The sequence below is a fragment of the Bradyrhizobium sp. CCBAU 11434 genome (assembly GCF_028128895.1).
Lineage (GTDB): Bacteria > Pseudomonadota > Alphaproteobacteria > Rhizobiales > Xanthobacteraceae > Bradyrhizobium > Bradyrhizobium zhengyangense.
Window position 1 is genome coordinate 127,259 of record NZ_LBJX01000091.1, and the last position, 10,492, is coordinate 137,750.

Annotated in this window: 7 protein-coding genes and 1 pseudogene; 2 read left to right on the top strand and 6 right to left on the bottom strand. The window is 60.4% G+C overall.

The window, feature by feature from the left end; genetic code table 11:
* Positions 1-255: 255 nt before the first annotated feature.
* The 5 genes from XI06_RS22905 to XI06_RS22925 form a co-directional block, all read right to left on the bottom strand.
* Positions 256-1,524: a Wadjet anti-phage system protein JetD domain-containing protein gene (locus XI06_RS22905; RefSeq protein WP_271606564.1), complete on the bottom strand. Its 1,269-nt coding sequence runs from the start codon at positions 1,522-1,524 to the stop codon at positions 256-258.
* Positions 1,521-5,021, bottom strand: a complete 3,501-nt coding sequence (locus XI06_RS22910) for an SbcC/MukB-like Walker B domain-containing protein (protein WP_271606565.1) — start codon at positions 5,019-5,021, stop codon at positions 1,521-1,523. Before XI06_RS22910 ends, XI06_RS22905 begins: the two co-directional genes overlap by 4 nt.
* Positions 5,018-5,659, bottom strand: coding sequence for a DUF4194 domain-containing protein (locus tag XI06_RS22915; protein ID WP_271606566.1), 642 nt, complete (start codon positions 5,657-5,659; stop codon positions 5,018-5,020). The genes XI06_RS22910 and XI06_RS22915 overlap by 4 nt, the downstream gene beginning before the upstream one ends.
* Positions 5,649-7,064 carry a Wadjet anti-phage system protein JetA family protein gene (locus tag XI06_RS22920; RefSeq protein ID WP_271606567.1) on the bottom strand — a complete coding sequence of 472 codons (1,416 nt, stop codon included), beginning with the start codon at positions 7,062-7,064 and terminating at the stop codon, positions 5,649-5,651. The genes XI06_RS22915 and XI06_RS22920 overlap by 11 nt, the downstream gene beginning before the upstream one ends.
* Before the next feature lie 67 nt (positions 7,065-7,131).
* A complete protein-coding gene (locus XI06_RS22925; RefSeq protein WP_271606568.1) occupies positions 7,132-7,266 on the bottom strand; it encodes a hypothetical protein in 135 nt (44 codons plus the stop codon).
* A gap of 258 nt (positions 7,267-7,524) precedes the next feature.
* Here XI06_RS22925 and XI06_RS22930 point away from each other — a divergent pair.
* Positions 7,525-8,196, top strand: a pseudogene (locus tag XI06_RS22930) (IS1595 family transposase); the annotation flags it as partial.
* Entirely contained in the window at positions 8,150-8,410 is a 261-nt protein-coding gene (locus XI06_RS43955) for a transposase (RefSeq protein ID WP_271606569.1), read from the top strand. The pseudogene XI06_RS22930 and the gene XI06_RS43955, both read left to right, overlap by 47 nt.
* A 224-nt stretch (positions 8,411-8,634) precedes the next feature.
* On the opposite strand, the gene XI06_RS22940 is transcribed toward XI06_RS43955, so the two are convergent.
* Positions 8,635-9,531: a hypothetical protein gene (locus XI06_RS22940; protein ID WP_271606570.1), complete on the bottom strand. Its 897-nt coding sequence runs from the start codon at positions 9,529-9,531 to the stop codon at positions 8,635-8,637.
* Positions 9,532-10,492 lie beyond the last annotated feature (961 nt).

Below are 10,492 nucleotides of genomic sequence, written 5' to 3' on the forward strand. Positions count from 1 at the left end.
ACTCGATTTTCCTAGATTACTGACGCTGCTCACTTACTTCGCCTGAGTTTTCTGCCCGCTCAAGCGCAAGCGAGAAAGAGTCGAGGGGGGTCTATTTGACTTTCGGGCGAAAAATGCGGCTAATGGGCCCCTGGAATCCATTGGCATAGTGGGCGATTTATGATGGGTGGGAAACTCGACGCCCGCCTAATTGACTGGTGTCGAGCTTTCTGAATCAATCAGCCCGATTGTCGATCCCTATACGCAACTGACGGGCTAACATGGATTCCTTTCTGCGTGTATACCCGCCGCACCGGCGTCCAACTGAACGCTTTGCGGTGCCGACGAAGCCACTGCATGGGAGGGCGCCTCTGGATCTAACGCCTCCTGCTCCAAGTGACGCACAGCCGACCCGAACGCCAACCACTCCGCGAGGTCCTTGATCGCACTGTCGGATCTCGCGATCGAAGCCAGGCTAGGATCCGCGTCCGCTGGCGATCCCGCTTTCTCGGCGAGCTCCTTTGTCATCAGGTGCGGTCGCGGCCCCCGGGGCAGGCTCTCCTCCATGTACCTGAAGATGCGCGCGCCGCCGGCGTCCACGTCGCCCCAGTGGAGGAAGGGGACCTCGGCGGGCACGAGCGCCAGGACCTTGGCCAGAAGCTCGATGACGCCAGCCGCAGGAAAGCCGCCGGTGTACACAACCAGGCTGCCATCCTCGATCTCGCGCACCTGTCGATTGAAGCTTGCGAAGTTCTCGATAGTCAGGATGGCCGTGGGCGGCTCCAAGATCGCCAATTGCGAAAGCATCTCGGGATGAATCGAAGCGAACGGCTTGGCGCGCCCATCGACAAGGCGCCCCCTTGCCCCCTCCACAGCCACCAGCCCCTTCAGATGGATAGGGTGGCTGAAGCGCTCCAGCCCAACGTGCGCCCAGACCACGTCGGCTGCAGCACCAGGCTGTCCCATCCGGACGCCGAGCACGGCCGCGAGCCGCGAGGCATGCCGATCGAAGGCCTTCGTGTCGTTCGTCGCCTTTTGGGAAAAGGTCCGCGCGTCCAGCCCGCGCGCTTCCTGCCGGCAGATGGACGCCAGCAGCGTGAAGAACTCCTTGCCGGCGTCGGCCTGGCCGGCGGTCAGGCGGTAGGCGGCCTCGTTTCGTGCCCATCTAGCCGTCATCTCATCCAACAGACTGACGACCCAAGGCTCCCCCGCTACGGCGAGCGGGAGCAAGTCTTCCCTGAGGCGCCGCGCGATCGCCGGCGCAGTCGGCCTCCCAAGGTGTCTGGCGAGAAGTTCAGGGTCACGAACACGAACCCTCTCGATGAGATGGCTGCGATCCCGCTTGCCCCATTGCACCTCGACGGCGCCAAACCTTTCCGCCGCCGCCATCTGGTCGTGAAACCGGCTCACCTGCTGCGCCGTCGAGAGGCTGTCGTAGTCCGGAGTTGCTGAGGCCGGTCTGGAGCGGTCCGGATTGCGCTCGCTCCGCTCCAGCAGCCGTTCGAGGAATTCGACCCCGACGTCCATCGTACGAACGTCGGTCATTCCGCGGCCTGGTCCTGCGGGACAGCCACAGCCTTTTCGGCCGCGATCAATTCGGATTTGAATACATCGAAGCCCTTGCGATAGGGGTCGGCTGCAATGATCGCCTGTCGAGCCAACTCAGTCGGGAATTCGGTGTCGATCATGACCTGGTTGCCCAGCCGATTCACGTTGACGACCGTGTCGACGACCTCCATGAAGACGTGCCGCTTTTCGTCAGGCGTGGCCAGCATGACCTGCAGACCCAGATCGCGCATGAATTCCGAGCACTGGCCGATTGCCTTGGTGTCCAGCCGATTGAAGGCCTCGTCGAAGATGGCGAGCGACAGCCCGCTCTCGCCGGTGCGACGGTTTTGGTAGGTCGCGGCCAGGGAGGCGCCGATAGCGATGTAGAACGGCAATTGCCCTTCGCCGCCGGATCCCGTACCGGCGCGGCTCGTCAGCGACGAACGGATCTTGCCCTCGGCATCCTGGATGAAAAGCTCGAAGTTGAAATACTTCCGCGGATCCTCGATTTCCTCGGTCCGCGCCTCCGGGTTTGACAGAATCTCTTCGATCTGACGCACTGCGCGCATCATCGGTGAGCTCGCATCCTCGCTGCGGTCTCCGAAAAGCGGCAGATCGAACTCGGGGTTTCTGGATTCCTCGACGAGCTCGATCATGTCGACGTGGGTCGGAGCCTCCAGCGCCCTGAACGAGTAGTAGTCGCGCCCGTGAAACTGGCGATCCTTCAGGTGGCGGTTGAGCTCGTTCAGGGTGGACTTGATGCCGGTAAAGGCATCGTCGAGCCGATGGAGAAGATCGTCCCGGAATGCCGAGGTCATCTCCGTCGCAGCGTTCCGACACTGCTCCTCGTACTGAACCAATTCATGCGCATCCAAGCGGTCCTTTTCGGCGGCCGCCCACTGCTCGACGGCTGACGGCGTCGCCTCCTCGGCGGTGAACGGCGGCACGACATGGAATTCCTGACCGTGCTTGTTCATCGCCCCGGTCATTTCCCGCATCAGAGTGGAGCGCCGGTTGGTAGAACGGTTTTCCCGGTCCGCGGTCAGCCCGGCGATGCGGTCCGACACGGACTCAGTGGCCATTTCGGCCACCTTCGACCGGTAGTCGCCCATGTCCTTCGATTGCGGGAATTCGTCCAGCAATTGGCGCGCGCGGGCGCGACGCGCCCCTGACAGGACTTCACGATTCTTCTTGATGTAGTCATCATACGCGCCCTCGGCGCGATCTCTCGCGCTGTGGGCCCGGGTCGACGCATCCTGTGTCTCGGTCTTGAGCCGGTTTGCCGTCTTGACCTCGGCGGCGAGGCGCTCCAGCTCGGCGACGAGCTTGGGATCGCGATTACGTTTCGCATCCTCGATGTTTTTCTCGATCTCGGCGAGCTTGCTGTCGAAAGCGGCCAGGTCTGCGCCGCAGTTGGAGCATGTCAGACCAGCTTCGATCATCTTCTGGAAGCTGGCGAACATGTCTTCGAAAAGCCGTGCCTCTTCTTCTAGCCGGCCAACCTCGCGCGCCCGGTCGGCAAGCTGCAGCGCGAGCTCCTGCCGCTCGGCCTGAAGCTGTTGACGCATCTGGGCCTGCGTGGACCGTCCGAGCTTGAGTTGCTCGGGTTTAGGAAGTCGTCGGACCGTCCGACCGCCCTGCATCATGCGGTCCGGTGTGATGGCGTTCTCGGCGGCGACCATCTTGTTCATGGTCTCCACCATCATTAGCCGGCCAAGGCGATAGTTCAGGAAAGCCCGCGCATGCCGGTTTTCCGTGCTGATGATCTGTGCCAGCGAGCCTTTTTCTGCCGGCCTGGTGCTGTCGGTCTTGGTCGTGTTGATGACCTCGGCGTGCTGGAACGAAAACTCTCCGCCCTCCCGGTAGATTTCGAGGGCTCGGACGGCTCGACCCGGTTCGACGATCAGTGCCTCCCGCGACCGTCCCAAGACGGCTTCGGCGGCCATCCGCCACTTGTCGTCGCGGATTTCCACTAGATCGCACAAGGGCTCGGCTTCGATCCCATGCGAACGAAGCTGATCGATCAGATCCCGGGTACCTCGCTCGATCGGGCTCAGTCCCTGGTCCATGCGCTTCAGATTGCTGTCGATCTGATCGATGCGATCCTGCAGATCCCTTGTCGCCACGCGGGCGTTGAAATGGACGTCCGAAAAGGTCTTTCGCGCCGCCTCGAGCCGCTCCTGGTCGACAGCCGCAAGCGCCGCGTCCAGATGGCAAGCACTATCCCTCCAGTGCTCCAGAAGGGGTTTGTCCCACTCCGAAAGTGGAGCCCTTCCCCTCGCAATGGCCACCGCACTCAGCAGCGCGTGCAAAAAATCGTCGCGGCGAACCAACAGATTGCGATCGACGGCCTTCCTGATCGAAGCGATGAGACCCTCGATCTCCTTGACGGGCGCCATCGCGTTGGCGCGCTGGCTCAGGGTTGCGGACTTGTCCGACTCGTACATCTGGGCAAGCTGCTCGCCGTCGCTAGTCCTGATCGAGAGTTCGACGGTCTTGTGTTCGGCATCAAGGGTGGCGTGTTTCGCTGCGGCCGCTACCGCGTCGACCTCGGCTCTGCTCGCGGCGCTCCGGAGCTGCGCGATGACCTCTTCCTGCCTCCTAGCCTCCCGCCGAAACTTCTCCCACTCGAGCCGCGCGATCTGCCAGCCCGTTACCGCAATGACCCTTTCGTTTTCGACCGCCCGCGCCACGATACGGAGGATCCCAGCCAAGCTGGCGCTCTGCGCCTTCAATTCTTCGATGCGGCGGGTCAACGTGCGCCAATGTTCGATACCGCGGCGAAGCCTATCGACCTGGAGAGGCTGGACGTCGAGGACGTAGTTCCGGACGAAGTCGGTAGGATTGTCCACCGGCTTCAGCAGCAGGGCATTCCGAAAGGCCTTCTGAAAGCGCCTGGGGTCGAGAGGGAAGCCCGCCGGTGACAGCGCCCTGAGCGCTTCCGCTACGAAGTCGGTTGCGCTCGAGAACGCATCGTCGACTTCGACGTTGCGGGCGCGCAAGGCGTTGCGGACCGCATGCCACTGTAGCGTCTCGACCTCGTCATCGCCGACAGGAGCCAGGATGTCGTCCTTCGTCAGCGCGGCCTTTGCGATGAAGCGCGCCTCGCAAGCCTCGTCGCTTCTCGTCGCCGATGCCGAGAAGGCCACGCCCAGGCTCATGGCCGAGCCGTCGGCCAGGTCCTCGAAGACCAGGATGACGTAGGTGTAGGCATGCTGGCGCGTCGGCTCCGACCGCTCGCCCTTCTCGTCGAGCGAGACCACGCCGAGGCAGTAGTCGCGCAGCGTCCGCTTGCTCCTGACGTTGCTCTGGGCGCTTGGATTGAACCGGATGCTGGCCATGCTCGCACCGGAAAGCACGGTCTGTACGGCGTCGATGATCGCCGATTTCCCTGCGCCGTTCGGCCCGATAATAGCGGTCATGCCGCGCATATCGACCTGCTGCGCCCGAAATAGATACCAGTCGACCAGGATGATGCGACGGAGTTCGATCACGCCTGCACCTCGCTCGCGGTGTCGGCCTTTGCCGTTGCCGCGGCGGCGCGCGACACGAACTCCTCCAGAGAGCCGAGCGTATCCTTGGAGACCACGATCGGCAGGGCGGGCCGCAGGAACAGCGCGAAGTTTCTGTCGTCACGGTCCTCGATCCGGACGAGCCCGCGCTGCCGGAAGCCGGCCAGGATTTCCTTCACCCGCCCGAAGTAAGGCCGCTCCCGATGAGTCCGATCTTCGTAAATCTGCAGGATCTGCTCGCTCTCGACCTCTACCTCACCGAATTCCTTGGCCTCGAACCGCGTGAACGCCTCCTCGTAATGGAGCCGCAGCACCAGCAGGAGCAGACTTTCGTCGAGTTTCATGCTCTGACGGGGAGGCAGTTCGTTCGCCACCAGGCCGACATATCCATCATTCGGCCTGCCTACGACCCGGTATCCGAGCGCGTCGAACAGCTTCTCAAAGTACCCTGTGTAGCGGCGGAGTACCTCGTAGGAGGTCTTCATGCCCCAGTCGTTCTCGTAGATGAACTGCGCACGCCAGAGCGACTGCGCAGCCTGGCGCAGCTCCTTCTCCAGCCGCTCGCCGTCGCCGCCCTCGCTATCCTCGTCGTCGATGAGCTTGGAAAGATCACGCAACATTAGCCGAGGTCCTTGTTCTCTCGATCCGGAAGGCGGTCACGTCGATCCAGTCGTTCGCACTACGCCCTTCTTCAAGCGTGATCGTGAATTCGCCCAAGCGCACGGAGCGACCGACCGCGGCCAAGTTCGGGATAGCCCGGTAGGCGAAGAGGTCCGCAATGCTCTGGATCTCGATCTCGGCGGATGAAACGGCATCGCGACCTTGCATCCGTTGGCGAGCGAACTCGAGCAGCTTCTGGTCGGAAACTCGCACCATCCGATCGAATTCGGTGGTGGCCTGAACATAGGCGCGCAGATAAGGGTCCTGCTTCGGCACCTTGAAGCGCGTCCGCTCGGGCGGAGCCTTCGGCGGCGGCGGGGTGTACAGCGCAAGCGACGTGATCGGCAGACCGACATCCGGCGACCTCAAACGGATCTCGACCTCGTCGCTGTCGATCTTCGAAAGCTGCTCGATCAGCCGAACGATCCGCTCGGCGGAGCCTTCCCCCATGACGTCCATGTAATGGACGGTCGTGCGGATGCGGCGCTCGAGGCGGTCCCTGAAGTCCTCGATCTTGTCCATGAAGGGACCGACGTCCTCGAACACGCTCTTGATCTTCTCAAGTTCCGCAATGACGCGATCCTCGGCCGTGGCAATCGTGGCGCCGGCCGGCATGACGCCCTGCTCGATATAGGCGCGCGCGATTTTGCCAAGTCGCTCGGCGTCCGCGAGCATGTCCCCCGCAAGAGACGCGATCGTCCGGCGATGCCGATATGGGTTATTAGACGTCTTCAGCTGCTTGTAGTCGGCGATCAGCAGCCCATCGACGAAGTCCTGGAAGAACGTGCGAAGGATGGCCGCCGCGTTGGGATTGCCCAGAATGCGATCTTCGATCTCGCGCATCCCAGCCAAGATGCGGCGCATGCTGCGGGCGAACCGCGCCGCCGTCTCGTGGGCATTAGCGAGACCCTGAGCCATGGTCTCCGGCTCGCGGAACGCAGCGTCCAGGTTGTTCTTCACGTCCACCACGGCGCCGGCGACACGCACGCGGCTGTTACCGAAATCGACGACGGCGCCCAAGACCATGAAGGGGTCAGGGTTCATGTCGACGTATGTGCGCCACTTCTCGGTCTCTTCCGTCAGCCAGCCGGTGTCGCGCAGTCGATAGTAGGCGAGATAGTGGGCTTGGCTCGTGGTCTGATCTTCCTCCGGATCGCCCTCCGCAAGATCGCCCATCGAGCCGATGCCGAACTCCGACAGCCCGATCTCGATCTGCTTCACGACCTCTTCCCTGAGCGGCGTCTCAAGGATGCGAGCCGAGTAGACCCTCTCATAGAGGCGCATCAGCAACCGGGCGTAGACGTGCTTCTTCGGCCCCGACAGCGGCTTGAACAGAGTCTCCGGAAGGTAACCAAACAGCTTCATCCATCGGTCCCCAGGCGGCAAATTGAACCGCGGCGACTAGGCAACCGCAAGGAAAAAGGGAAAGTTTTCAGAATGTTCTCTTCGCTTTTCTCCGCTTCAAAAACTCCATGGCCGCCTGCTCCATCAAGTCCCTGGCGGCCCGATGCTCCTCGGTCGCGACCTGCTTGATGTCCGCGATCACACCAGGATGCATCATCGTCAAGAACTGAACCCGGTCGCCGATCGGCGTCCGCTTGCCCCGTTTTGGCGCCCTCTTCTTCCCAACCATCCCATCCGCTGCGCAGTAAGCCTCCATTAACCATAAGGCTGGGGCGGCGCGGGCGCCAGAGACGACGGCCGATCTTATATAAGAAGCTCTTCCCTCTCTTATATAAGAAGCACGCGCGTCGAGTTAAGGATTATATACTTGACACCACAAACCGCAAGTCCTAGGATTCAGCAGTCCTAGGGAGTTGTGGGTATGTCCCAGTTCAACGCGCCGCACTTTCAGAGCCCCGAAGCAGCCCGCGAGTACCTTGAGGGCATCCGCTGGGGTGGCGAGCGCGTTTGCCCACACTGCGGGACGGTCAACGAGTCCTTCGCGACCAATAAGCCGGGCGTTTACCGTTGCCGCGTCAAGGAATGCCGCAAGGACTTCTCCGTCACGACCAAGAGCGTGATGGAAAGCAGCCATATCAAGCTGCACGTTTGGTTGCAGGCGTTCTATCTCATGGCGTCGAGCAAGAAGGGCGTTAGCTCGCACCAGCTCCACCGCTCGCTTGGCGTGACTTACAAGACGGCCTGGTTTCTTTCCCATCGCATTCGCGAGGCTATGCGTGCTGGCGGCTTGCTCGCCCCGATGGGTGAAGGCGGCAAGGTCGTGGAAGCTGACGAGATTTTCTATGGCCTTCTAGAAGGCCAGCCGAAGACCGGCCGCCGCGCGTGGTCGAACAAGACCGTTGTCTTGACCCTGGTTGAACGCGGCGGCTCTGCCCGCAGCTTCCACGTTGACGGCGTTCGCGTTGGCGACTTGCAGCCGATCATTCGCGCAAACATCTCGCGTGAGGCCCGGCTGATGACCGACGAAATGTATTCCTACAAGGTCATTGGTCCCGACTTCGCCAGCCACGACACCGTCAACCACTCAGGACGAATACGTTCGCGGCGAGGCCTATACCAACACGGTCGAGGGCTACTACAGCATTTTCAAGCGCGGCATGAAGGGCGTCTATCAGCATTGCGCCGAAAAACATCATCACCGGTATCTTGCAGAGTTTGATTTTCGTTACAGCAACCGAGTCGCGCTTGGAATCAACGATGGGAACGTGCAGACCGCGCCATTAAGGGGGCTGCTGGCAAACGTCTGACGTACCGGCAATCTCACTGAGCGGGATTTCGGCCGCTGGATACGGCGGCTTCTGAAGGCGGCGGGCAAACGAAAATGAAAGAGGCCGCGAACCGGCGGCCTCTTTGATTGGCTAGATGCAAGAACTATAAACATCCCGGGCGGTTAGACGCCGGGATCGATGCCTCTGAGTTTCATTAGATCCTCCATGCTTCGCCCTCCAATTTAGAGGTCGGGTGGCTGGCGTCAAGATGCCCTAAGTCTAAAATTGAACGCTACCATACCCGGATTAACGTCAGTTATTTCAACAACTTGCTTAACCTGACCTGGTTCCAATCGCACTGGTAACCAGTCTGTTCCGTTGGTCGTAAATAGAACGTCAACCGGTCGCCCCGGGGAGATCAAATTTTCGAATTGGAACTTTAGGACTTGGGTATAGCGCTTGGGCCTGTGTTTGTTTTCCTCGGATTCAGCCTGAATCCAGAAGTCGACTTGGGACGTCACTTCACAAACGCCATCACGATCAATGCGGCAGTTGATTGGCCTCTCCAGCTCGTCTGTAAAATCCTCTGACGCGCCAACTGGCACACCATCCACCCGAGCAAACACCAATCGATTGGATAGACCTCCCTGTGGAGGGGCGGTTATTTCGCGTCGTGCGATTGAGGAGACATAAGTAGTCTCAACGTCGTCAATATAGCTTCTAACCAATATTCTACTGTAGGTGGAGACCCAGAATTTTTTCTCCCCCACATGAAAGTCGCGAATGGTGATTTTCTGTTCGGTTTCTTCTGCGTAGTGCTCAAGAATGTCTTTGATGCGGCCTACAATGTAATCAATGTGTTTTCCGGTCTGCCTACGAAAGAGAATCCTCGCCCTCGTATCGAAGGGCTCCAATTCTGGGCGCGCCAACGTAATTACGGCAATTGCGACGCCGGAAATTGCAAACAGCGCCACCCCTGATACCCATGACGCAAAGATGGCGCCGAAGTGAGTTGATGGATCGAGCCCTATCCTCAACCAGTAGGCAAAGCCGGTCAGCGCAAACGTGACGATTCCGATCGCCAAAACGGCGCGCACTCGCCAGTCTAATCCAGACCACCATCTCCAAATATATCGCAGCGCATCTACAGTACGTTTCACCGGTTTTCTCCCTGCACCCACCGGTAGTATTGCAGGGGGCATGATTCCGTGAAAGAGGGCTGAAAATCTACGTTCGGCCCGTTTTCTTTTTCTTCTTCCCAACCTTCGGTTTATCTTTCAATGGTTTGGGCGCCGTCTTCAAGCCAGCCCTGAGCGCATCCAAGAAGCGGGCTTGGGCCTCGGCCTCAGAGTACTTGTCGTCCGGTTGGCGCTTGCTCATGGCGGGAGTTGTAAACCATTCAATGAGGACAGACGGCCGGGAATCCTTGCATTTTTCCAAGGATTTACTATAGAACGGGCGTGACGCCGCACCAGTGGATCAGACCGGTGCAGCGCCACGCCTACTCCGTTCCGACGCCATCCACACCGTTGTCCGATCCGGCGCTGACAACCTGCAATCCGTACTTTATAAGCAGGCGTTCCAGTTCGGCCATGTCGCGCGATCTCGGCCTCCGCCTCCGCAAGGTGGCGGGCCTTCTGAAGTTCAAGCGCCTTCTTGATGGCTGTCGAATCTCTGGGGTCCATGGGTTGGTTGTAACCCATGTTCATTAACTCAACGAACACAATGGTCTTCCTTACACCGGCGTAGAGTATCGGCGGCAGTGGCGAAGGATTGCGGACTACAGCCGACGTTCGGCCCCGACTCGAGCGCGGCGATGCACGACTTGCAATCGTAGGCCACCCGGGCAGTGATCAATTCAGATCGAAGTCACAGGTGCAAACCGATAATAAACCGGATGGCGAAGAATGAGCCAACGGCGACAACAGCCGTCGCACTGATCGCAAATAGGACTCTCCAAGTCTCGTCCAATCGACGCCTCGTACAGAAACGGCGCCCGTGGTGGCCCCAGCATCGGGCCGGGGGGCATGATGATGCTGGGGCCTCCGGACAGGCTCTTGCCTCCTGGGACAGAGGCCGTCACCCGCGAGACACAAGCACATTTCCGATCAGCTGTTTCTT